Origin of the sequence: Microvenator marinus, assembly GCF_007993755.1 — a bacterium.
Lineage (GTDB): Bacteria > Myxococcota_A > Bradymonadia > Bradymonadales > Bradymonadaceae > Allomicrovenator > Allomicrovenator marinus.
Genome location: NZ_CP042467.1, coordinates 4877508 through 4902129 on the forward strand (window position 1 = coordinate 4877508; position 24622 = coordinate 4902129).

Annotated in this window: 13 protein-coding genes; 7 read left to right on the top strand and 6 right to left on the bottom strand. The window is 56.9% G+C overall.

The features are described 5' to 3' along the window. Positions 1-113: 113 nt before the first annotated feature. Positions 114-4493 (top strand): hypothetical protein, encoded by a 4380-nt coding sequence (locus FRD01_RS20030; protein WP_146962714.1) that lies wholly within the window; start codon positions 114-116, stop codon positions 4491-4493. On the opposite strand, the gene FRD01_RS20035 is transcribed toward FRD01_RS20030, so the two are convergent. After that, a complete protein-coding gene (locus tag FRD01_RS20035) occupies positions 4490-8167 on the bottom strand; it encodes a serine/threonine-protein kinase (protein WP_249755775.1) in 3678 nt (1225 codons plus the stop codon). The two genes, FRD01_RS20030 and FRD01_RS20035, sit on opposite strands and share 4 nt — an antisense overlap. Positions 8168-8388: 221 nt before the next feature. Between FRD01_RS20035 and FRD01_RS20040 the strand changes: the two genes are divergently transcribed. Continuing rightward, entirely contained in the window at positions 8389-8823 is a 435-nt protein-coding gene (locus FRD01_RS20040; protein ID WP_146962716.1) for a hypothetical protein, read from the top strand. Here the strand turns inward: FRD01_RS20040 and FRD01_RS20045 are convergent, their stop codons facing one another. The 3 genes from FRD01_RS20045 to FRD01_RS20055 are packed head-to-tail and all read right to left on the bottom strand — an operon-like array spanning position 8824 to position 12900. Next, positions 8824-10200: a PhoH family protein gene (locus tag FRD01_RS20045; RefSeq protein ID WP_146962717.1), complete on the bottom strand. Its 1377-nt coding sequence runs from the start codon at positions 10198-10200 to the stop codon at positions 8824-8826. Between the two features lie 34 nt (positions 10201-10234). After that, entirely contained in the window at positions 10235-12286 is a 2052-nt protein-coding gene (locus FRD01_RS20050; protein ID WP_146962718.1) for an IgGFc-binding protein, read from the bottom strand. Then, a complete protein-coding gene (locus tag FRD01_RS20055; RefSeq protein WP_146962719.1) occupies positions 12283-12900 on the bottom strand; it encodes a hypothetical protein in 618 nt (205 codons plus the stop codon). Before FRD01_RS20055 ends, FRD01_RS20050 begins: the two co-directional genes overlap by 4 nt. A 189-nt stretch (positions 12901-13089) precedes the next feature. Between FRD01_RS20055 and trhA the strand changes: the two genes are divergently transcribed. The 5 genes from trhA to FRD01_RS20080 all read left to right on the top strand — a co-directional run bounded on the left by trhA (position 13090) and on the right by FRD01_RS20080 (position 18415). Further along, on the top strand, positions 13090-13734 hold the full coding sequence (gene trhA / locus FRD01_RS20060) for a PAQR family membrane homeostasis protein TrhA (RefSeq protein WP_249755776.1): 645 nt from the start codon (positions 13090-13092) through the stop codon (positions 13732-13734). 148 nt (positions 13735-13882) lie between these two features. After that, positions 13883-14998 carry a hypothetical protein gene (locus FRD01_RS20065; RefSeq protein WP_146962721.1) on the top strand — a complete coding sequence of 372 codons (1116 nt, stop codon included), beginning with the start codon at positions 13883-13885 and terminating at the stop codon, positions 14996-14998. Next, on the top strand, positions 14998-15825 hold the full coding sequence (gene murI / locus FRD01_RS20070; RefSeq protein ID WP_146962722.1) for a glutamate racemase: 828 nt from the start codon (positions 14998-15000) through the stop codon (positions 15823-15825). The genes FRD01_RS20065 and murI overlap by 1 nt, the downstream gene beginning before the upstream one ends. A gap of 24 nt (positions 15826-15849) precedes the next feature. Continuing rightward, a complete protein-coding gene (locus tag FRD01_RS20075) occupies positions 15850-17004 on the top strand; it encodes a hypothetical protein (protein ID WP_146962723.1) in 1155 nt (384 codons plus the stop codon). 64 nt (positions 17005-17068) lie between these two features. Then, complete coding sequence (locus FRD01_RS20080; RefSeq protein ID WP_146962724.1) at positions 17069-18415, top strand: MFS transporter; 1347 nt, start codon at positions 17069-17071, stop codon at positions 18413-18415. Here FRD01_RS20080 and FRD01_RS20085 read toward each other — a convergent pair. Together FRD01_RS20085 and FRD01_RS20090 are read right to left on the bottom strand one after the other, a co-directional pair. Continuing rightward, positions 18396-21476, bottom strand: a complete 3081-nt coding sequence (locus tag FRD01_RS20085) for an IPT/TIG domain-containing protein (RefSeq protein ID WP_146962725.1) — start codon at positions 21474-21476, stop codon at positions 18396-18398. The two genes, FRD01_RS20080 and FRD01_RS20085, sit on opposite strands and share 20 nt — an antisense overlap. A 13-nt stretch (positions 21477-21489) precedes the next feature. Then, a complete protein-coding gene (locus tag FRD01_RS20090; protein ID WP_249755777.1) occupies positions 21490-24546 on the bottom strand; it encodes an IPT/TIG domain-containing protein in 3057 nt (1018 codons plus the stop codon). Positions 24547-24622 lie beyond the last annotated feature (76 nt).

Consider the following 24622-nt stretch of genomic DNA (forward strand, 5'->3'; position numbering starts at 1 on the left):
AGAAATTCTCCAAAGACTCTTTAGGAGTCAGGGTTAAGCTCGTCAACCTTGACAGGTTCTTTGGTGAGGGGGATCTTCTGGGCCTAACTTTGAAAAAAGCCCGTAGGTAGCTTATGTTTAAGCGTCTCTCTCTAGCTCTGAGCGCGTGTTTGATGGTCCTTGGGGCCTCTGAGCTCAGCGCTCAAAACACACCAGCGATTCCTGGTCCCCTGCAGAGTTGGGTGGGTTGGGTACTTGAAGATGTGCCGAATCTCTACTGCCCGTCTACGCCGGAAGGCAAAGAGTGTGTCTGGCCGGGAGAGCTCTCGGTGTCTACCACCTCGACGGGAGCCTCGTTTGAATACCGTGTGTTTTTGGATACTCAGGCAGAGATTCAACTGCCCGGAAATCGCGATTACTGGCCTCAAGACCTGAGCGTAAATCGTGGCAATGAAACGCTAGAGGTGGCGCTGATTGAGCGGGACGAAGTCCCCTTCTTGAGGCTCCCAGCGGGTGAATATCAGGTTCGAGGGCGCTTCCTTTGGGATCAGGCGCCCGAAGTTCTGGCGATTCCCTCGTCCGTAGGTCGTGTCACGCTGAGTCTTTCCGGCCGTGAAATCGCGCATCCTCGCATGTCAACTGACTCGCTTTGGTTGGGCGATAAGGCCTCGGAGAAGGAAGTCGGCGAGTCCGAGAGCGTCAAGGCCACGATCTACCGCAAGATTTCGGACGATGTTCCACTGCGGGTGATTACCCGTCTTCAGCTCAATGTTTCGGGCAAAGCGCGCGAAGTTGAGCTCGGGAACATCCTTTTTGAAGGCGCTCTCCCAGTCAGGGTTCAAAGCTCCATTCCGACCCGTGTTCCGTCCAATGGAAGTGTCAGCGTCTACGTGCGCCCGGGCACACATACCGTGGAGATCGAGACTATTACGCCGAATGCCGTGTCGGAGCTCAGCGCGCCCACGCCTGGTCCCCAAATTTACGAGCCACAGGAATACTGGGCGTGGGAGCCCAACGAGTTGATTCGATCGGTCAAGCTCGACGGCGCCACCGGCGTGGACCCTGAGCGCACCTCGCTTCCCGAGGAGTGGCGGCAGTTTGCGACCTACCTCGTGGAACCGGGAACCAAGGCAACGTTTACCGAGCTGCGCCGCGGCATGGCTGAGCCGTCGCCGAATCTCATCAATCTCAGACGTGAATTCTGGCTCGATTTGGACGGCCAGGGGTATTCGGTGCGCGATCGACTCAGTGGCACCATCAACCAGGGGTGGAGATTGAACCTTGGCCAGGGTAAGCTTGGGCGCGTCACGGACACCTCGGAGGGCAGCGATCTACTCATCACCAAAGATGCTGAGTCTGAGTTGCCCGGCGTAGAGATTCGCAAGCCAGGCGTCAATCTTGAAGCTGAATCAAGGCTCGAAGAAGCGCTCAGCCGGTTGACAGTCGTCGGATGGAATCATGACGTACAGTCCTTGAACGCTACGATTCATCTTCCTCCGGGTTGGAGTTTGCTGGGTGGAAGTGGTGTGGACCGAATGCCCGGAACATGGCTTGAATCCTGGCGACTCTGGGATTTCTTCTTCGTGCTCTTGGTGGCGCTGAGTGCAGGGAAACTCTTAGGCTGGCGGTGGTTCCCCGTGGCTATTTTGGCGCTGATTCTTTCCCACGGCCACCATGATGCCCCGACTTGGGTCTGGGTGGTTCTCCTCGCGACTCTGGCGCTCTTGCGGGTACTGCCCGAGGGGTTGATTCGCAAAGCCGTGATCGCGCTGAGAATCGTGGCACTCGTGTCTCTTGCCATTATCCTCGCCCCGTTTGTGCGAGATCAGGTGCGATGGGCTGTGCACCCTCAGGTGGCAGACCCTCAGTTCCAAACTATGGATTCGAGCTTTGGAGGATTCGACGCGGATCGGTCCATGGCGCCTATGGCTCCCGCAGCTGAGATGGAGCCCATGCAAGAGCAAGATGAAGCATCGGAGGATTTCTTTGCAGTGAGCAAAATCGACTCGATGGAACGCGGTTATGGAGGGTCTGCAAGCTCGGGGAAAAAGGAGAAAAAGTGGGCGCTTCAGCAAGTGGACCCCAACGCAGTGGTGCAGACGGGATACGGCGTGCCCACGTGGTCATGGACTACGTGGCGGCTCGTATGGGTGGGGCCGGTGAGGCAAGACCACGAGATTCGGCTCTACCTGCTCGGGCCTCTGGCAAATGCTGGCCTGAATTTTGTGCGAGTTGCGCTCCTCATTCTCTTGGCGCTCTTGATGATCAGCCGTCGCGATATGACGGCAACTCGTTCAAAAACCATGGCGGCAGCGCTGGTCATGCTTTTGGCCGGAACTGCGAACGCAGCCGAGCCGCCTCCAATCGAACCTATTCCGATCCAAAACAACGCGAATCTGAACGCGAACCTCATTCCTCTGCCGTCCCCAGGCACACCGGAGGGCAACCAACTCCTCGAGGAGCTCAAACGGCGGCTCGTCAAGTCTCAGGAGTGCAGCGGTGAGTGTGTGGTGGTGAGCCGCGCGGATATTTCTGTTCGGGAATTGAACTTTCGTATGCGTGCAGAGGTCTTTGCCGAGCGCGACGCCTCGTGGACTCTGCCAGGGCCTGCGGATCCCCTCACGTTAAGCCGTGTTGCGCTCAACGGCACCACCACAAACCAGCTGCGACGTGAAGAAAATGGGCTCGTGTTGGTGCGCGTTCCCCAGGGTCGTAACATCATTGAAGTCGAAGGTGTGCTCGTCAATCGCAACTCGTTGACGATTCAGTTTCATGCCGATACCAAGCCGAGATACGTCACGTTTAGAAGCTCGGATTGGACGGTAGACGGCATTGGTCCAAGTGGTCTTCCAGACAGTTCTCTTCAGCTGACGCGCCAGTCGGGCCAAGCTGCGTCTGATGCTGCACTCACGGCCGAGCTGCCACCGTATTTCTTTGTGGAGAGGACTTGGGAGCTTGGACTTCCGTGGCAGATTCGCACGGTGATTCGCAGGCAGGACGCCTCGCGCCCTCAACTTCTGAAGTTCACAATCGGCGAGCAGGAAAAGGTAATCTCGGATGGAATCCGAACCGAGCAACGAGAGGCACTGGTGGATTTTGCTCGTGGCGTCTCCGTGGTTGAGTTCTTGAGCGAGATACCTATTTCGGAGTCCGTGAACATCTCAGCGCCGCTAGACAAGCCGTGGACCGAGACCTGGCGAGTACAATGCTCACAGATGTGGCGTTGTGACTTCTCGGAGCTGCCGAGGATTTCGGACGTCAACAACGGGGTCTACGAGCCGCTCTGGAAACCGTGGCCTTCTGAGAGCCTCGTGGTGAGTGTTTCCCGGCCGGATGCGACCGAGGGGCCCGCCACCACCGTGGACAAGGTTAGCTACGCCCTCACGCCCGGAAAACGCCTCTTGCAAGGGAAGTTGGAGGTGGAGATTCGTTCTTCGACCGCGACCAACTACGAGATCACCTTGCCTGAGGGCGCGGAGCTTCAACGCGTGTTTCTGGGAGGTGCGGAGCGCTCCATCCGTCCACGGGACTCCAAGGTCTCTTTGCCCATCGTGCCCGGAAAGTCGCAATATGTGCTGGAATGGCAGCAGCCCTGGGAGCGCTCGTTTAAGGAGCAGGTCCCCGCGGTTAAACTCGGTAGCGATTCGGTGAACGTGGAGACCACGATTGAGGTGGGTGAAGACCGTTGGCTCATCTGGGTGAGTGGTCCGCAATGGGGGCCAGCTATCTTGTTCTGGCCGCATTTGCTCACGCTCCTTCTCATCGCGCTTTTGCTCGGGCGCATTCCACATATCCCGGTCAAGACCTGGGAGTGGTTGCTTCTGGTGATCGGACTTTCTCAAGTCCCTGTTGTGGCAGGCCTCCCGATTGTGCTTTGGTTTGTTCTCCTGAGTCTGAGGCAGCGTCAGCCCGCTGATGAGTGGTGGAAGTTCGACCTTTCCCAGCTTGGGCTTGTGGGCCTCACGCTTGTTGCCGCTGGCGCTCTTTACGGCGCAATCCACACAAACCTTCTCTTTGACGTAGACATGCAGGTCGAAGGCGCGCGTTCGTCGAACCGCCTCCTGCGTTGGTACATGGACCAGAGCGCGCCAGCGCTGGCCGAGCCTGCGCTTTACTCCCTGCCCATCTTGGTCTGGAGAATCCTCATGTTCCTCTGGGCGTTCTGGCTGGTCTCGAGGCTGATATCCTGGGTGAAATGGGGCTGGTCTGCGTTCTCTGAGGGTGGACTTTGGAAATCGAAGCCCAAGCTTGCGGTCGCGCGGCCAAGAACCCAAACCGAGGCAGGCTCACCCGTGCCACCGTCAGGACTTGAGCCAACCAGGAAGGAGCACGGAACTCTTCCCGGCGTGCGGACACCGAGCCAGGAGGAACCCAATGTTCAAAGGCGAAACACCCCGTCGCACACCGATGTGATGCCGTCGCGGAAAACTCCTACGGCCCCAGAGTCTACAGCCGATGAGCCAACGCCTTTCTCGCCGCCTCAGTCCGAGGCGGAAGACGATTCCAAAGATTAGTCTTGAATGAGGTTTCGAACGCGCTCGGCGTCCTCGATGAGGCCGAGTTCTTCGTAGATTTCTAGAGATTTTGACCAGAGCTCTACGGCGGCTTCTCGTTCACCTGCTGCCACGTGATGTCCGGCCAATTCTTCCAGAGGCCTCGCGTAGTCGATGTCCGCAATGGGGAGGCTCGTGGCCAAACTCATCACGCGTTCGTGCCAGCCTGAGCGGTCGCCCTGCCGTGCACGCGCCACCGCGAGGTTGTACTCAATCCCAGCCAAGAGATACGGATAATCCCCGCCTGAGACGATGTTTAGTGCGCCTTCGAGGTAGGTCTGTGCAGCGCTCGCGTCTTCGAGCTCCAGTGCGTTCAAGCCCAGGTTCGCAAGGACGATAGCAACGTCGTACTCGGCACCGATTCCCTCATAGATCTCAAGTGCGCGGCCGTAGGCTCGGTCGGCTTCTTCAAACCTCTTTTCGAGCCTTTCAACATCACCGAGTCCGTTATGGCACATGCCTGCGCCGCGGCGGTCTCCAAGCCGCTCATAATGTGAAAGCGCTCGTGAATAGAGCTTTCGCGCCTCATCAAAATCTTTGGAGTAGCGGGCGACCTGAGCCAGGCTCAGGAGGTTTCGCGCGATGCCGAGCGGGGAGTTGATGGACCGATAAATATCGAGAGAGCTTACGAATTGTTGGCGGGCTTCCTCGCCAGAGCCGAGCATTCGCTGAACCTCACCGAGGATCCAAAGCGCCTCGGCTTGGCCCTCTTCATTCTTATTCTCACGTGCAATTTTGAGGCTTTCGTTGGCGAGCTTTGTGGCGACTTCGTAATCGGCGCGATGCCAGGCCACTCGGGCGATTCCGAGCGTTGCCGCCACTTCGAGCTTCTTCTCGGTGGGGTTTGAGCGAAGGAGTTCTGCGACTTTCCTAAATGCCCAATCAGCGGCTTCAAAATCACCGCGTTGCCACGCGATATGCCCGAGTCCAAGCCAAGAATTTCCGAGCGGGGTCAAAATCTCAGGTTTTAGCTTGCTCGAATCCTTTCCAACAATTCTAACCACACGTCTGTACGCGGCCTCGGCTTTGAAGAAGTCGCCAAAACCCTCCAGGAGGTCACCCAGTCGCCAAAGTGCATGGAGGTAATCTTCGGCCTTGATACCGGCCTTGAGGAAGGCTTCGCGGTCAAGATGTGTGAGCAGAGGATCTTTGGACTCGGGCTGGTTTGAACGGTCGTGTCCAAGTTTTCCATCCATGATCTCAAGCGCCTCTTCCCAAGCGGTGGCGGCCTGCGCCAAGACAAACGAACGTTGCGCCGTCTCCGCTGCACGTCGATACCACTCGAGCGCCTTTGGTGTGTCTCGGGCGGCGTTCCAGTGCCGGGCGATCTCCATGGCAAAGGTATCTGCGCCGGCTCCGAATACCTCGGTCATGGCCTCGGCGGCCTGCCGATGAAGTCCACGCGAGACCAGCGGCCCAATGCCTCTTAGGAGGTGGTCGCGCAAAAGCCCGTGGCTAAACGAGTACCAGTCGTCTCCACGGCCCTCGATTTCCGTGAAGAAACCTTCGACCACGAGTCGGTCGAGGTCGTGATCACAATGCCGCAAGAGGTCTTGGTCGCCGCTGAGTTCGATCATGCGGCGAAGGACTTCATATTGAAACCTCAAGCCAATGACGGCGGCAAACTCAAGATGCCGCTGAAGTCGGCCTTCGACCTTATAATGCGCTTCGGCCTGCTCGATTCGTACGCGGAAGAGATCGGCCAAACTCGGAGGAACTGCGCCGCGAACCTGCTCGAGGTCGCGCGCAAAATAGCGCCCACCTTCGTTCTCCAAGAGATTTTCGTCCCGAAGATATCGAATCAAGAAGCTCAGGTGCAGAGGATTACCCGAAGAGCGCTCCAGAACTACGTCTGCGAGCTCATCTTCCATTGGCATCAAGGCGTCCACGAGCATTCGGCCCGTATGCCCGCTGAAACGCTCGAGCTCAATCTTTTCGACCGTTTCGCCCAAGTAGCGGCTGAGGCTTGAGAGTTTGGACTCGAGCTCAGGTCGCTCCGCCAGATCCTCAGTACGGATGGTGGCCACAACCAGCACAGGAATACGTCTGTGGCGGAGCTCGACGGCGAGGTAATCGAAGAAATCGGCGAGTTCTCGACCGGCCCAATGGATATCGTCGAGGATGATCAGCCGTGGTTTTCGGATCGCGCCGATTTCGATGATTCGGGTCAGCGTGGCAAAAAGCGCGGATGTGGACACCGACGAAGGACGCGTGTCGTCATGCGCCGTGGGGCGGATGAAGTCGATGACCGCTGCCGCGTCTTCTTCAGAGTTGTGGCCCCATTGTTTGAGGCGCTGCTCCACGCGCTGAACGACCTGTGCGCGCGGCAGGCCACGGGTGCGGAACATGCTCTCCATGACGTCCTGGACGCCGCGCAAGCTCGAGCTGCCACCGCGCGTGAAAGTGCCCACGTTGGAGCGCATCAGGCCGTTTTCTTCCACTACTTCTTTGAGCCACGAGCTGAGCCGTGTCTTTCCAACGCCAGCTTCCCCGCTTATGAGGACAATCGAGCCGCGCCCGTCGTCGCATACTCGAGCCACCAGATCGTTCATCCGGTTCCGCTCGCTGATGCGCCCCACAAAGGGTGTTCGGCCAAGCGCGTTCGGGATTTCGATGACTTCGACTTCGCCGTCTTCGTCTTCGAGCTGATATGGCGATTGCCGAATCTTGGCCGGATTGTCCATCGGGGTCAGGATCTGGCTGCGTGCGGCAGGCTTGACCAACGGCTCAGGCGTGATGTTGAGCTCGGTGTTCTCGCGGGCTTCGTCCAAGATCGGGCGAAGGGCCTTTCGCATTTCTGCTGCCGAGGACCAGCGCTCCAGGGGATTTTTGGCCAGCGCTCGCATGATCGCCTCGATCATTTGGTCCGGCGGCTCCAGGCCCGGTCGCGCAAGTATCGGCGGAATCGCATCGTGCACGTGCCTCGACATGACAGCCAAACCACGCTCGTCTCCATACGGAGGGTATCCGGTGAGCGTCTCGTAGAGGATAAGCCCAACATTGTAGAGGTCCGAGCGCGGGCTCAGGTTCCGCTCACCCATCGCCTGCTCAGGGCTCATATAGCGAGGCGTACCAATGACCTCACCGCGCATCGTGTCGCGCCGCTCGGTGGGCTCGTCGTCCGCGTCTTCACTGGCGAGCCCAGCTACTGTCGCGATTCCAAAGTCTACGAGCTTCGGGATGCCAATCGATTCTGGCAAATGGGCGCCCGCGAGCACGATATTATCAGGCTTGAGATCGCGATGGATAACCCCTCGAGCGTGCGCATGTGCCAAACCGGCCAAAAGCTGATCGGCCAACTCGAGCGTGTTTCGCACCGAAAGTCCCTTCTCGATAGCCTCGGTCAGCGAGATCCCTTCGATGAGTTCCATCGCGATATAGAGGCGTTCGAGATCGTCGGTTCCGTGGTCAAAAACACTTGCGATATTGGGGTGCGCAAGGCCGGACGCAGCGCGCGCCTCGCGTCCGAATCGCCGCATGATTTGTGGGTTTCCGGCATATTCTTCGCGCAAGAGTTTTAGCGCGACGACCCGTCCAAGAGGTTGCTGAGTCGCACGCCAAACCTCGCCCACGCCGCCTCGCCCCAGCAGCTGGTTCAGGACGTAACGTCCCGCTACGATATGTGCTTCACTCACGACAACACCAAGGTTAGGCACCCACGTACCAAATTTGCGGGGGCGGCCCCTATATAGACACCCATCCTAGGGCTGCAAGCCCAAACGTTCAAAAATCTGCAACTCCACCAAATTTTTTGCCAACCTGCGTACACCACCTACTCTGTGAAGAGAAGGGTCAGCGATTGGTCCTTCTGAAAAGACTCAACCGGCGAATTCGCCGGCTTATCCAAGGAGTGGACATGAGCGTCATTGAAATCGGACCTGAGCGTCGACGTCGTCGTAGTTCAAACACCTACGAAGCGATTCGTCTGCAGCTCGACTACATCGCGAAAACACAAAACCTTCGAAACTTCACCCTCGGTGATAATCGAGGCCTCACTCTCGCACATTCAGGCGAGGGCTTTGAAGCTGAGATTCTCGCTGCGTATGCGCCTTTGTTGGCTAAATGCCTCGACCGTCAAAAACGCGCTCAGATTTTTGAGCGATTGCAGCATTTTGTGCCGACCGCGAGCGAGCAAAGCCTGCAAATTCGTACGTTTGCCGTGGATGGTGAGGTGCTTCACCTCGCCGTGCTCGCTGAGAACACGGTGAAGCACACAGACCTTTACCGCGCAGCGACGGGTGTTCGTCGAATTCTCGACCAGGGCACGAGCCAAGCACGCGCGGCATCCTGATTAGAGAAGGTTCGCTGCCAGTTCTGCCAGCGCGGACCGCTCGCCCTTAAAGAGCGTCACGGACGAGAAGATCGACTGCCCTTTAAAGCGGTCGATCACGTACGTGAGGCCGTTTGACTCGCTATCGATATAGGGATTGTCGATCTGGTACGGGTCGCCTGTCAAAATGAGCTTAGAGCCTTCACCGATGCGGGTCAGGATGGTCTTGACTTCGTGCGGTGTGAGGTTCTGAGCCTCATCGACGATAAAGTACTGATTGGGGAGCGAGCGGCCACGGATATACGTCAGCGGCTCGATCTCGATGATTCCCATATTGATCAGTTCGTCAGCCCCACGCCCAGCGCGCTTGTCCGCCTTGGTCAGCCCCATCAGATATTCGACGTTATCAAAGATAGGTCGCATCCATGGGTTGAGCTTCTCTTCCATGGTGCCCGGCAGGTATCCGATATCGCGTCCCATCGGGAAGATCGGCCGCGAGACCACCAGCTTGGAAAACTTCTGCTCGTCGGTCACCTTACGCAGTCCGGCCGCAATCGCCATCAAGGTTTTTCCGGTGCCGGCCTTACCCAAGAGCGCAACGAGCGCGATATCGTCGTCCAAGAGGGCGTCGAACGCAAAAGCCTGTTCTTTGTTTCTGGGTCGCACACCCCAAACGTCTTCTCGAGCCCGCCGATTCAAGGGTTTGAGGACAAATCCGTCCTCGTTTTTCTTGATTCGTCCAAGGGTGGTTTGCGGGCCAGATTCAGAGCGAACAAGTGCGTATTCGTTGTCGTAAAACGCGTCCATCGGCACACCACCATTGGCCTCAAGGCCATCGTTTGTGCGGTGTGGGATGTATTTGGAGAGGTCTAGGTCAAGGGCACCTTCGTCGTGCAATTCATCGATGACTTCTGCGGGAACCACGATTTCACACGCACCCGGGTAGAGCTCGGTGATCGAGACCTTATCGTCTTCGTAGTTCTCGGCATCCAGTCCCAATACATCTGCGCGAACGCGCAGGTTCGTGTCTTTGGTGACCAGGATGCACGGCCGGTCGGGGTCGTTCTCCTTGATATGGAGGGCGACGCCGAGGATTCGGTTGTCGTTGACGTGCTGGTGAAGCACCGCGTTATCCAGCACCTTGCCGGCGAAGCCGACGCGCAAGATGCCGCCGCCGGGTGTGGGTACACCTTCGCCCAGATTTCCGAGGTCGCGGAAATCGTCGAGCAGGCGACTCACCTCTCGGGCGTTTCTGCCAAGCTCGCTCATTTGCTTCTTAAAACTGTCGACTTCTTCGATCACGTAGATCGGGATGATGACGTTATTATCGGCAAAGCGCACCATCGCACGGGGATCGTGCAAAAGGACGTTCGTATCCAGCACAAAATTCTTGGACATATTTCTCTCAGAATTCAGGGGCTTTGGGATTGAATCAGAATGTGTTGAGTTTAGCGAGGTCTAGGCCGCCCGTATAGGCGTAAGATACATAGTCATCATATCCATAGACGACGATGCCAAACGCTATCTGCGCCTCGATTCGATGCGGCCCATCTTCTACAGGAATATGGACGCGTGCCATCTCTCCGTCTTGGATGAGCTTGTAGTCGAACTGGGTCAGGTCCAGCTCCTGGCCATCCAAAGACACCGTAAAGCCTGGGCGAATCACCACCGTGACGTAGCTTTGCCAGTAGGTTGCAGGGGTCAAGAATGAGTACTCGGTTCGGTACTGCTCCTCGGGTGGAAGGAGGAAAAACGCGGGGTCCCCAGCATGGTCACCAAACTGAGCATCCACTTTCACGCTATTTTGGCCGCTCAAGAACGCACCCACCATGATGGGTTTGCCAGCCTGTACAACGAATGCCTCTGACGTGCCGAACTCGCAGGTCTGGCCGGCGTCCAACGTGAACACGCCAGACTCAGGGTCGTCCGAGAAGTTTCTGCACGGCGACACGCCTTCGTCTGCTGGAGGCAAGCTCATCGGGGCTCCGAGCGAGATTCCGGTCTGGATCTCGGTGTCGTCTTGGGCGGCTACAAATTTCCAATAGGTTCCTTCGCGCGTGTCCACAGGGTCACCCTCTTGGCGCCTTAGTTTAAGCGGCGCAGCCACAAATTTGGTACCCCAGGTCTCAAGCGGGAAAAGCTGCGACTCAAGGTGGTCACACGCTGGATTTCCAAACGGCACGAATGCACAGGTGTGCCCTCCAAAAACACTCACCGGTTTGGAGGCAGTGATTCGCGCGCCCGTCATATCCTCCACAGGACTTGCACCTGACCCCGCAACGTTGAGGACTTCGTGGGGTTGGAGCACGACCGTCATTCTGCCATTGGTATCCGGGCCAGAGATTCTTCCCGTTGTCGGCGGGTAAATGGTTTCGGCAGGGGCGCGATTGACGCCTTTTGGTGGCGGCAATTGAATCGTCACCGAGGTGTCCGGCTCTGTGGCCACGATGGTCATTGTAGACGAGTAGGGTTCGGCCAGACGCGCCGATGACGTGCCCGCCCAAACCGCGTAGCTCAGGAACATATAGTTCTCGGTAAGCGCGCTCTTAGGGAGCAGCAAGCTCGCGTCGTTGGTATAGTTGTAATTGCAGCAAAGCGGGTTGAATTGATACGCAACCACGGGCTGTGTGGCCGAGACCTTATAGGCATTGGGGGTAAGACTCGTGGAGCCGAAAGGAATCTCTCGGTGCGGCATAATCAGGGTCATCATCGAGCCGCGCGGGAGCACGATATTGTCGATCGCACCGTCAACTTTGAAGAGTTCTTGGCCGCGTGGTCCGAGAACGCGACTCTCAACCGTCACCAAATCCATTCCGGGTTGTGGGATGTCTGTGCCAACTGTCCTCGAAACCACGGCCTCGGCGTGCTCGTCGGGCCCGGAGAAAACGGAAATCCGCGCGTCGTAGGTTTCGCTCGGATTGAAAAGAACAATCGCGAAGGGCGGCCGTTGTTCGGGTGGAATCTGATTTTCTTCGGCGTCCGAAAGGAGATGGTTCTCAAGCTCAACGGCCCAGTATTCGCAGCCGATATAACTGCTCGTGAGCTCGGCGAGTCGGCATCGGCTAAGGCAGTTACCTTCCTCACACGTGCTAGAGCCTGTGCAGGTCTCGGCGTTTTCGAACGCCGTGCCTTCGTCGTTGCACAATTGCGTTTGCGACGTGGACTCACAGCGTCGGGTGCCCGGAACACACGCGACTTCAACGCATTCGGCGTTTCGGCACACGGAAAGGGGCGTATTGGGGCAAGATGCCGGTACCAGCTCGGTGCCGTCGCTACTACAAACGCGAGTCGCAGGCGTATTTTCCTGACCGCATTCGACGAGCTCACCCGGCTCACAAATGACTTCTGGCGGCATATCCTCGACGAGGTCAGGTCCCGCATCGGCGGTGCCATTATTCGTAGAGCTATTGGCGGGCGTTGTCTCGTCAGAACAGCCCCACGCTACAAGAGCGAACACAACCATCAAAAATTTACAGCTTCTCATTTAGCGTCCTTTGCTGCGCCACACGGGTGTAGGGAACTCGTGTGCCAGACGCGAAAGTTCTGGAATGCGTCTTCTGTAGCGACCAATGCGCGATTCAACTTGTCTTCGGGGTCTTCGAGCTCTGCCTTCTCAGTCGGTAGTTTCACAAAAACATCGAGCTCGCGGTCCACAAATTTAAACCAGGTGTCGAGCTCCTTTCGACTATCGTCAAAGCGGAGGTTCGCTTCTTTTGACGCATCAAAATCCTTGGCCAGACCCGCTTTCAACTCTGCCACGCGCTTTAGGAGTGCTTCGACCTTTGCGCTGTCCTCGCCGAGCAAGTCTTGCCGCAGGTCTTTCCTGAGCGTGTTCCATGTCTCTTGGTGCTCCCCGACGGACGCGATCACCGCGCGACATGCTGGATCGTTGGTGTCCTCCAAAACCTCGGCCTCACCCGCCTCAATGTCCACACGTGGACCGATGAGGGATTCGCTATAAGCCCACGTGATGGCGAGCAGTGAAAGCGCGAGGCCTAGGATCACGGCGGATACGAGCAAGGTCTTCTTGTTTCGTTTCGACTCCGCCGCCCGAAGTTCCTCGATCAGCGGATCACTTGATTTATTCTTCTCTTCCATGCGTCCTCATTTCGTTCGAGAGCCGAGCATAATGGAGATTCGACTTAAAAACACCTCCTTCGTGAACATCGACTTTGTCACACAAATTTCTTCGAGTTTGCGCCTGATTTATCAATCACTTTCCTGTAGTCTCAATTTTAGGTGACTGACCAATCAAGTTTCGGAGTTCGTGTGCAAGAGTCTCGTCGTGTGAAGTTTTTTAAGGATCCAGCGAGCGCTTGGACGCATTTTGCTGGATTCTGGGCGGCGATGGTCGGCCTCTTGTTCCTCATCATCCAGGCCCCTCCGGAGAGCGCGAAGCTCGCATCATTCGTATTCTATGGCATCTGTCTCGCGGTGCTTTTCCTCGCCTCGTCCTGCTATCACTTCTTCGATATTGGCGAGCGTGGAAATCACATGCTCAGGCGTGTCGATCACGCTGCGATCTACTGGTTGATCGTCGGAACCTACGTTCCGCCCGTCGTTCATCTTCTGGAAGGAACGCTCCGCACGAATATGCTCATTCTGCTCTTCGTCGTGGGAACGCTGGGCTCGCTCTACAAGTTGATTTGGTTCAAAGCCCCCGTGTGGCTCGACGTGATGGTCTATGTGGGGCTCGGATGGATGATCTTCATCCCCGAAAATTTGCTATCTTCTATGGATACTTACACGTTCACGTGGATGCTGATCGGCGGCCTCTTTTACACGGTCGGAGCGGTTGTTTTTGCCACCGAATGGCCCGACCCTTGGCCAAAGAAGTTCGGCCATCACGACATCTGGCACCTCTTCGTGCTCGCCGGTGCCGCGTGCCATTTCTACTTTGTTTATCTCTTCTTACCTGTACCCATTCCCTAAATCAGCTCTTCGCTTAGCGAAACGTTCAATTGATTGAACTCCTCGGCGATATGTGGTAATGGCCACGCGCTTCGCGGGACTGTGATGGTTGAGTCATGGGCGGATCTTCTCCTTGGGTCGCGAGTGAATACAAGTCAGGAGGCTATTTTTGGATACATCGACATTTCTCAAGCGACATCTGGACGCGAGCGAAGAAGAGACCCCCCGTCTCATCGAAATGGCTGCAATCTCGCTGGCCGAAGGCACAGACTTCCCCGTCGGACCTGGCTCCGAGGAGCGGCTCTGGAGATACCTTCAATACCCATACTACTTGGGGCTTTTTGCGCGAAAAGTGATTACCGCTGAGGGGATCTCCCACTCGGTGAAAGAAAAACTCTGTCACGCCGTGCTCCAAGTCAATGTTCATCTCGATGAGGGCCAAGAGCCCGGTCCGGGGCTTTTCCAGCTCTCCGCATGGCTCGGAGACGAGAAATGCCTCGTGCGAGACGATTATCTGGGTCTTCGCCGCGGCCTTATCTGGCTTCCTCGCCTCACGAACAGTTATATTGAGCCTACACAGCACATCTTCCCGAGCTGCGAAGGCGTGCTTACGCACCCTGATATCTCAAGGGAAGAGGCGATCGAGCTCATTTTGATGATCCTCACGGCCAAAGAGGCTATCGGGAATCAAGGTCGCGACATCTTCGACCACGTCATGAGCCAGCCTCTGATTTCGAAGAGCCTCAAAAGAGAGGTCTGTCAGGTCGTGGTGCAGAACGCCATTCCTTTCCCACGCGGCGAGTATCAGCACCCGATTGAGACGACGGCAGAAGAGCAGGATCGCCTCAGCATCCGCTTTCTTCCAGGCGGTGTTCGTCGCCGCGCTGTGGTTTGGCTTGCGCGCCTTGGTCGCGACTCGAACGAGCTTCTGAAGCGATTACTCAAGCCGAATACGGTTCGCGGGTACGGCGGAGACCAAGTTGCGAGTGGTGCCTTGGATTTGCTCGACGAAATGTGGGAGCAGATCGACGACGAAGGCCGCCTCGCTCTATTGAATAAGGCCGCTGATTTGCCCGATACGGCTGTGCGAAAGCGCGCGTATATTCTGGGCGAGAAGTACCTTGGACTCGATTTCCTCCGGCAGTCTTTGGACGATAAGGCCAAGAGTCTTCGGGAGTGGGCCAAAGAGAGGCTCGATCGCCGCGAAGCCGGTGAAATCCCAACCATCGAGCAACTTCGTGCTGAACTCGAAGAAGAACTCGAAGAAGCCGAAAGCGACGACTAGTGGACAGACCTATCGGCATTTTCGATAGCGGCGTGGGTGGTCTGACCGTCATGCGGGCGCTCGCCGACCTCTTGCCCAACGAAAACCTCGTTTATCTGGGTGATACGGCGCGCGTGCCTTATGGCAATCGCGGTGCCCAAACCATCAAACGCTACTCCCTGAATGCCGCACGCTTTCTAGTTGAGCGGGATATCAAAGCCCTCGTGATCGCCTGTAATACAGCGACCGCCTACGGCTTGGGTGCGGTCCGCGAGACTTTCCCGGATCTGCCGGTTATCGGCGTGGTCGATCCTGTGGCGAAAGTCGCTGCCTCGTTGACTAAGACAGGTGTCGTGGGCGTTATCGGTACGCGCGGGACGATTTCTTCAGGGTCTTACGAAGCTCGCCTCACTGAGATTTCTCCAGCCATTAAGACCGTTTCACAGGCGTGTCCGCTTCTCGTACCACTCGCTGAAGAAGGCTGGTTAGACGGGCCGGTGGTAGACGCAGTATTACAAGAATACCTTGGACCGATGGGATCGCAGGATCTCGACGTGATGATCCTTGGGTGCACACATTATCCGATTCTAAGAAGCGCGATCGAATCGGCATGTGCGCGAATCTGGGAAAAACCCATCACGATTTTGGACTCAGCGAGTGCGACCGCTGAGGCGTTGCGGACTAGACTTCATGCGTCGAACCTGCAACGAATAGGTGGAGAGGGTCGATTCGAGTTCCTCGCAACCGATGACCCTCGCCATTTTGGCCGCACGGCAACGACTTTTTTCCAAGATGAATTGGCGTCGATTGAGCACGTCGATATCTTGGACGTGTCTCAGAGTAGCTGAGCCCGCTTAGAACTGGTGAAAATGATGAAACTAAAATGGATCGCGCTTTCTATCCTCTTCTCCACATTTTTCATCTCTCAGGCGCAAGCCGAAGATATGGCCGGATTGCAGGTCAACTTTGAGACAGGAGTCGATGCACTCGTCGCAGCAGACGCACGGCAAGCCATCAATGACGCGTTTAAAGGCAACTCGGCTTGGTCCTACAAGGACGTCGATGATACCAGAGCACGCTTAAATCCGGTCGTCCGTGATTGCTTTACGGTTGATTGTCTAAAAAAGGCGGGTCAACAGGCTCAAGCGAAAGCCGGAATTCGGGTGTCATTCTCTGGCGAGGCGCAGATCTACGACTGGACGGTCGAAACCTTTGACTTGCGGGACGGTTCTCAGCTCGCGATCCGCAAGGGTGCGTGTGAGCTTTGTGGGCGAAGCGAAGTTTCTCGAACCTTTCGATCGACCATGGATTCCGTTCTGAGCGCATCCAAATTGAAGAGCTCCGGCTCAACTTCCAAGCCTCCCGCCAATACGCCGGTAACAACCAAACCAGACACCACGCCAACCACCACACCGAGCACAGGTACGCCGACCGATACAGGTGTTCGAATCGTCAAGATCGACATCTCAACCGAGCCACCTGATGCCGTGATTACCTTTAGGGATGCCGAGGTGGGACGAGGCCGGGCGACTGTCGAAGTCGGTCCTGGTGACCATCTATTCACCTTCACAGCTGAAGGTCATAGGACCGTCAAAGAGATGGTTGTTGTTGAAGGTGACGCCACCAATACCGCGCTGCGAGTACATCTGCCGAAGAAAGAGGGCGCGCCGGAGGCCGTTGAGGTCTCGTCCAGAGGCCCCGTGGACCGTCTCGAAGAGTCTCGAGTTGTCTATGGCGTGATTGGAACAGTGTTCGGGCTCGGCCTTATCGGCACAGGGATGTACCTTGGGGCGATTGACGGCGAGCCGAACTGCGATGGCGGAACTTTTAGTGATTGCGCTGAGATTTACGACACGTCCACCGCTGCGTTTCTCACGACCTTTACGGGAACGGCACTTCTAACAGCCGGAGGCGTGCTCTTGGCTTGGGAAGCTCTGGCCGGCTCAAGTTCCAACGAAAAATCAGTGCAAGTCGCACCCAGCGTGAGCCCTGACGGGGCAGGTATTGGAATCTTCGGCAGATTCTAATCACGGCTAGTCAAAACCGTCTGCAGCTACCATACTCGGCCAATCCAATTTGTAGGACGCGTTTATGGCCGAGAAGGTACCGGTCAAAAAGAGAGAGATCTTTGGTTGGGCGATGTATGATTTCGCCAACTCTAGCTACACCACGGTGGTGATCTCGTTCGTTTATTCGGCCTTCTTCACGGCACACGTGGTGCCGGCAGATAGTACCGTAAAAGACTCGTTCTGGGCGCTCGCCATCGTCTTTTCCACCATCATCGCTATCGTGCTCTCCCCACTTGCGGGCGCCATTTGCGATTTTAGCGGCGGAAAAAAGAAGTACCTTTTGGCGAGCACGTTGACGTGCGCGATCTCCACAGCGTGCCTCGCCTTTGTTGGGCCTGGTGATATCTGGCTGGCGATCTTTCTCATTGCGATCAGCAATGCGGCGTTCATGCTGGGTGAGAGCTTCATAGCGAGCTTTCTGACCGATATCGCCAACTCGGACAATATGGGAAAGATCTCGGGCTTAGGCTGGGGACTGGGCTATTTTGGAGGCCTTTCCAGTTTGATTCTCGTCTACAGTTTTATCGGTGACTCGGCCGCGCTCGAAGCCTCCGAGGTAGTCTCTCGAAATCAGATCGCGATGCTCATGCTCTCCGGTTTCTTCTTCCTCTCCGCTCTCCCCACGTTCATCTTGGTCAAGGAGCGAACAGAGCCCGTCGCCGGATTTGAAGATGCGGGCTTTAAGAGACTCATGCTCGCGGGTATGAACGAGATGAAGTCCTCGTTCTCGCTGGTCAAGAACTATCCGGTCCTCTTCAAGTTCTTCCTCGCCTTCATGGTCTACATGGCAGGCCTTGAGGTGGTCATCAAATTCATCGGGATTTATTCGCAAGTCGAGCTGGAGCTCTCGGCGAGCTACCTGCAGATGATGTTTATCATCCTTCAATTCAGCGCTGCCGGGGGCGCACTCGCCTTTGGCTTCTTGGAGACGCGAATCGGCGCCAAGACCACCGTTCTGACCACTATCGTCTGGTGGGTAATTGGGGTGATGGCCATCTTCTTCCTCGACCAGATTGCGGCCTTTGCTGGGACCGAGCGCGGAAATGTCTTCCTCGTAATTGCGATGATTGCAGGCGCGGGCATTGGTTCAATCCAAAGCTCTAGCCGCGCGGTTGTGGGGCTTTTATCTCCGCCCGGGCGCTCCGCTCAGATGTTCGGTTTTTGGGGCATGTTCATGCGACTCGCGATTATCCTCGGCATGACCTTCGGCCCCGTGGCAGACGCCTTGGGCTCAAGGAGAATGGCGCTCCTACTCGTGGCAGGCTTCTTCATAGTTGGAGGCTTAATGCTGGTGCGCGTGCCGATCACGGAAGCCATCGAAGCGAATCGACGACTCCTCAACGGAGACGTTAAGGAAGAGGCAGGATAACCGACCAGTTGTTCACGCTATAAGCCCGCCACACCTCCTGCGAGACATCTCGGAACGTGAATCGCTCGTAATCGAACCCACCTTTGAGCTTGACCGCGAAGATGCTCAAGAAGAGCGGCTCTTGCACCAACGGTGAAGGTCTCTCGGCGGGTGGCAGTCCAGAAAAGCTTGGGAATTCGGGAATCACAGCGCGTTCTTCACCCGCAGGAATGATCCACTCCCAAACAGGGATGCCGAGGCTGTTTCTAAGTGTCAGATACGTAAAATCCGGAGGATAGACTTGGTTTGCGCGGAACCGAATCATATTGTCCTGCACTCGCGTTCCTGGCTGCGGTGATACTGGCTGCGGAACGCTTAGGAGTGCTGGCAGAATGACCATCTGGCCGTTGGGGGTGATGTTCTCCTGAATCACGCGCGAGAAGGGCGTGCCAAGCCCGGTGTAGCTTCCTCCGAGTGCGATGAACGAGATGTCTTCGAGCACGCCCGAGAGTTCCGGCTGGCGCTGAACCTCAACGATATCGCTCAGACTTCGTCCCCGCGTTGGACTTCGGAAAACACCTTCAAATCCAAAGTCCCAAAAGACCTCCATAGCGTTATTGTCAGGGCCTGTGGGGGCATACTCGGTATTGACCAACTTAAACGAGAGGGACTCGTCCAGCGGGATATTACAGAGTAAATCGACTTCCCTGATGTCTTGATCGCTCAGGAATATAAACCGTTCCACAGCGGCGAGCTGGGGCGTGAATTCTTGAGTGTTACTGTTGAAGGTTCCGCAGAGGGCAACAACCGCCAAATCTCCTATTCGGGAGCGAATCTCATAGGCTCCCTCGCCGAGAACGATGGCATTTGGCCCAGCGGACGGGTTGCCTGCAAACACCGCGCGCTGTGTGGTGGCCACGACGGCCATCTCGTAAATCGCCTGGTCGTCAGGGACCGAGAGCTTGCCGTCGGCCGTCACGTTGCCGCGGATGGTGGCAAATGGCGGAGGTGCGCCACCGCCGGGATTTGGCGGAGGGTTGAGCAGGTTCAAGAAGACCGTGATGTTCTCAGCATCCACCGTTTGAACGGTGACCGTGGAGTAGCCCGCTGCGGTGGCGGTAACTGTTTGCGCGCCTAAAACCTCAGGGCCAGAAAGTGTCACCATTCCGTTGACGTCCGTGAACCCCTGATAAGGCGTCTCTGCACGTGTTGAGAGCATCACGAACGCGTTTTCGAGTGGGCCCCCGCCACTTGAGTAGACCGTAACGTTGACTGAGCCGTCGATAACGCCGCCCGAAGCCCCGCCGAATTGAGATGCAGGGTTGAAGTAGGTGTACGTGTACGGTCCTTGTGCAGTCGCGCCGTTGGCGCCTACTTCCAAATTGGCTGGTCCCACCGGCCCGGGTGGGGCGCGGAACGTGAGGTTATTTCGGTCGAGCCGTCGAATCTGAGCTCCAGGATTGCCGCCAAGAGTCACCACGATTTGGCCGGAGAATCCGCGGCCACGCACATTCACCAGGGTGTTCCCGGCAACGGAACCACGGGTCGGACTAAAGCCCCAGATCTCCAGAGTTTCTGTGTACTCAAAACCGTCGACGAGCTCAGCCTCCAGCTCAGAAGCACTGACTTTGATATCGGCGGGGCCAGCTCGACCAGGGGGTGATACAACGCGAAGCTCCGTGTCAGAAATCACCTGAAACTCAGCGCTGATGCCGCCGATCGTGACTCGGGTGACACCGCTCAAACCTTCGCCCTGAATCACAATCTCAGTCCCACCTTCTACGGGGCCGCTCTCTGGCGTACTCGTTGAGATTTCGAGATCGGCGAGGTAGGTATAGCCGTTAGGGAGCGTGTCTAAGACGCTCGCGCTTTCCAAGAGCGTCACGTCCACCTGACCAAGGCTTGTGCCCGCTGGGAGCTCGATCAACGCCCAGGCGTCAGTTCGGTTCAGGTAGATGGCTGGGTTTCCGTCCACGTAGATGTCGCGCCCGAGAAATCCCCAGCCTAAGACTTGTGCCTGATTGCCCCCAGAAATGGGGCCAGAGGCTGGGCTGATGGCAGCGATTGTCGGTGAATCGTCAGGCCTGTAGTAAAAGGCATCACGCGCCACAGCTGCGTCGGAATCGGTGAGCAAGGTGATGTCAGCAAGCCCAACACCAGGCGGCGTCAAGACTTGAACGGCCTGTTGCGCGATGTTGATATTCTGAACGGGAGCTCCACGCCCATCAAAGAGCACCTGAAGACTGGCGTCCATGCCAAGCACTTTGAGCGTGACGAGCTCGCCGCCCACCTCAGATCCCGAAGCAGGGTCAATCTCGACGAGCTCCAGTGGCTGAAAGTACTCCACCGCATCCACGGCGACCGCAGAATCCTCCGGCGTTGTGACGCGAAGATCGACGAGACCAGCGCCTTGTGGCGGCGCGTAGGCTTGAATCAGCCCATCGGAGAGGTAAATGGTACCTAAGGCCGCCTCTGAGCCGAAACTCACGGCAGCGTTCTCCTGAAACCCGCTTCCACGAATCTCAACCAAGGTGCCACCGTTGGTTGGGACTCGGCTCGGTGTAATCTGGTCGATCCGCAGGTCCTCCACATATCTGAAGGCATCCACCAAGACCTGCGATTCTCCGTTGGGATTGACGACCTTGACCGAAACCGGCCCGGGGCCGTTTCCGGGAGGCGTTCTGACGACGAGCTCGTTCCCGCTTAGAGAGGCTTCGACGCCCTGGCTCGCAAAGAAGACCTGTGCTCCATCTTCAAGACCACTCCCTTCGATTCGGACCGAGGTTCCGCCCTCGACGGGGCCGCTTGAGGGCACCACAGCTCGCAATTCAAAGCGTTGAGGCTCCCCGAAGTCATCCGGGCCAAAATCGAAATTGAAGAGGTCTTTGGGGTCCCCAAAATCATCGACAGGGTCAACACCCTGGTCTTGGTCTGGGACCACGGGCATATCAGACGGCATGTCCGGTTCAAGAATGAACTGGTCGGGATCTTCGATGACGTCCACGAAATCACTGGCCTTCAAACAATCCCCGCAACCGAGGGTAAGGCTCAGGAGGAGCAGAAAGCTCGCTCGAAGTCGCATCAGAACTCCCTTCTTAGAAAGACACGAAGTGTACGTTCACTGAATACGCGTCCCAAAGTCCGATATCCAAATCGGCGTAGGAAACGTTGGCGTAATTGAAATTGGCCATGCGAATCCCGATGATTTGAACCACGAAGGTGCCAAGGGGATACGGTGAAGGCTGTGTCGGACCGGTGAACTGAGGGAAATCAGGTAGTTTAAAGCTAGTCTCAGTGCCCGGCAGGAAGACGTCCCAAATAGGTGTTTGTTGGAAGTCTGTGATCCGGACGTAATAGAAACTCGGGAGGTTTGTCGAGTTCGTATTGAAGATGAAGGTCCGGTCTACTGGTACCGAGAAATCTTGAGGTGACGTAATCGTAGGCACGCCTAACAGAGGCGGGAGTTCGATGATCTGATTGATGTTCGTCACGTTGCGCTTCACGGCCAGGCTTGAAGGATACCCAATGGCTGGAGTGACGGCGCCGCCGCTTACAAAATAGGAAGCGTTGGCCAATACGCCAGTAAGTTCGGCCTGATGTCTTGCTTCGATGATATCCGCGTCACCTCGAGCAACGTTGTAGCCTCCAACCACGCCCTCAAATCCGAGGTCGAGCCAGGGCGTGACTTCATTTGTGGTAGGGCCATTCGGGCCGCGGGGAGGCTGATTCAACTTAAATCTCAAGACGTGGTCGAGAGGTATGTTGAGGTCGATATCAACCGTGGTGGTCTGCTGGTCAGCAGCCGTTTGGTAGCGCTCAATGCCCATGTAGAGCGGCGTAAACTCTTGCGTGTTGTTGTCGAAGAGTCCGCCATAAGCGACCACAGCCATGTCTCCCACGCGTGAGCGCAAGGTGTACGGCCCATCGTCGTAGAGCACATTGCCGCCGCCCGGATCAGGGTTCTCGGTGAATGGGTCCACCTGGGTGGTCACCACAATCGCCATTTGAAACTGAGTCGGGCCAGGTTCCGCAAGTTTATCCAACCCCGTCACGTTTCCAACAAAGGTATGCGAAGGCCCTGCGGGGGGCATTCCCTCCGGTGGTGGAGGCGGGGGGGATAGAAAGAGCGTGACGTTCTCAGCGTTAACTCGTTGAAGAGATGCCGACGAATAGCCCTCGGCAACAGCTGTGATGGTCTGCTCACCGAAGACATCGGGCCCTGAGATTGTCACCATTCCGTTTGCGTCGGTATAGCCCGTATATGGGGTTTGTGCGTTGGTCGAGAGCATCACGAAGGCACTTTCAATAGGTGCCCCACCCATCTCGTAGACGGTCACGTTGACCGCCCCTTGGATTGGGCCTCCCCACGCTCCGCCGAACCGTGCGCCCGGGTTGAAGAATGTGAACGGAGTCGGTGCGGTAGCCGAATCGGCTCCTCGCTCAAACACGAGGGGAACCGTGCCCGTTGGGTTTGGCGGCGTCCTCAGGGTCAGTGTTTGTGAGTCCAAAACCTGAACGGCAAGGGCTGGGTTTTGGTCAAAACGAGCGGTGATACCGTCCGTGAAACCGCGGCCCAAAACCTCGACATACGTGTTACCGGCGACGGACCCACGAATCGGGAAATAACCGAAAATTTCAAGGGGTTCAGTGAAGGTGAAGGCATCTCTGAACGATGCTTTGACGCTGCCTCGCTCGACCTTGACGTCGACGGTTCCTGGTGTATGCGCTGGCGCACTGGCCGTGATCTGGGTGGGTGAGTCTAATACAAAACTTGCCTGGACGAGGCCAAAATAAACGCGTGTCGCGCCGGTAAAGCCTTCGCCGGTGATGACCACGTCGTAGCCGCCTGCTGCCTCTCCTTCGTTCGGAGCGACGCTATCGATCCAGAGATTTTCTACGTAGGTGAAACCATCTGTGAGGGTTCGAGTTCCAGCGCTTGAGGTGGCGGTGATGTCCACTACGCCTGGAGCGTGGGCAGGAACCTCAACCACCACATGACCGGGCCCACTTTCAACGATGGTCGCAGGGATCGAATCGAACTCGATAGATAGTGCGGCGTCATCAAGACCGGAGCCGATGATTGTGACTTTTGTACCGCCAATGGCTGGAGCCTCGGCCGGGTCAACGCCAGCGATCTGGAACTCTCCTGGTGCCGCGTAGAAGAAACCGTCCCTTAAGATATCTGCGCCCGAATCCGTCTCCGCTCGGATATCGGCGAGTCCAGCCGCGCCTGCTGGAGTGGTGACGTCGGCGCTGGTACCGTCTGCTGCCGCACTCACCACGGTAGCTGCCGCGCCATTAAACTCCACGATCATCGAATCTTCAAAGCCTGAACCTTCAAGGGTTACGGTATCACCGCCAGCCGTTGTTCCGGAGGCAGGGCGCACGCGCTCTACTTTAACCGGTGCGTAGTAGGTCAACCCAGCTACGAGTTTGGCGGTCGCATTTCGGCTCGAAGCGCGGACATCCACTACACCGGCGGGTGCGGGAGGCGTAATCACTCGAAGTCGAGTTTCCGATACAAGGACGTGAGAAAGACCTGTGAGGCCGCCAAAACTGACGCGCGTGTCTTCGTCAAAACCTTGGCCGAGGACTTCTACTTCGATTCCACCGCTGGTTGGTACGCGTGCAGGGGAGACGGCATCCACCGTCATGGCCACCGTGTACGTAAATCCGCCGTCTACAACGACTTCACCGCCTTCAGGGTCCAGAACTTTGACGGTGATGGGACCGGGAGCGCTTCCAGGAGGTGTTTGGCCGACAAGGTCTCGGTTGACGAGCTCCGCCTCAGCTTGGCGCGAACCAAAAAAGACTGCCGTGTCGCGCGTAAATCCGGTGCCGGTGATCACAAAAGGCGTTCCGCCGAGCACCGAGCCCGAAGGAGGAAGGATGTCCTGAACGGCGAGTTCTTCGTCTCCGAAGTCAAACTCGCCGAAATCAAAGAGGCCTTCGTCGGGTTCAACCACCATGTCTGGTGGATTGCCCATATCCTCTTCAGGGTTGTTCGCGTCGGGTTCTGGCGTCTGATCGACCACCATATCACTCATATCGGAAGGTTCGGAATTGTTGGTCGGGGGCTCAACATCGTCAGAGCACGCTCCGACGGTCATCAATAGAACCCCGAGCAACATCCATTTTCGTATGCTATTCACCATTGCCTCATTTGTGCCGATGCAGCCTCAGCCGCACATGTCGGGAGAGTGTCTACACTAGCCACAACCCTGAGCA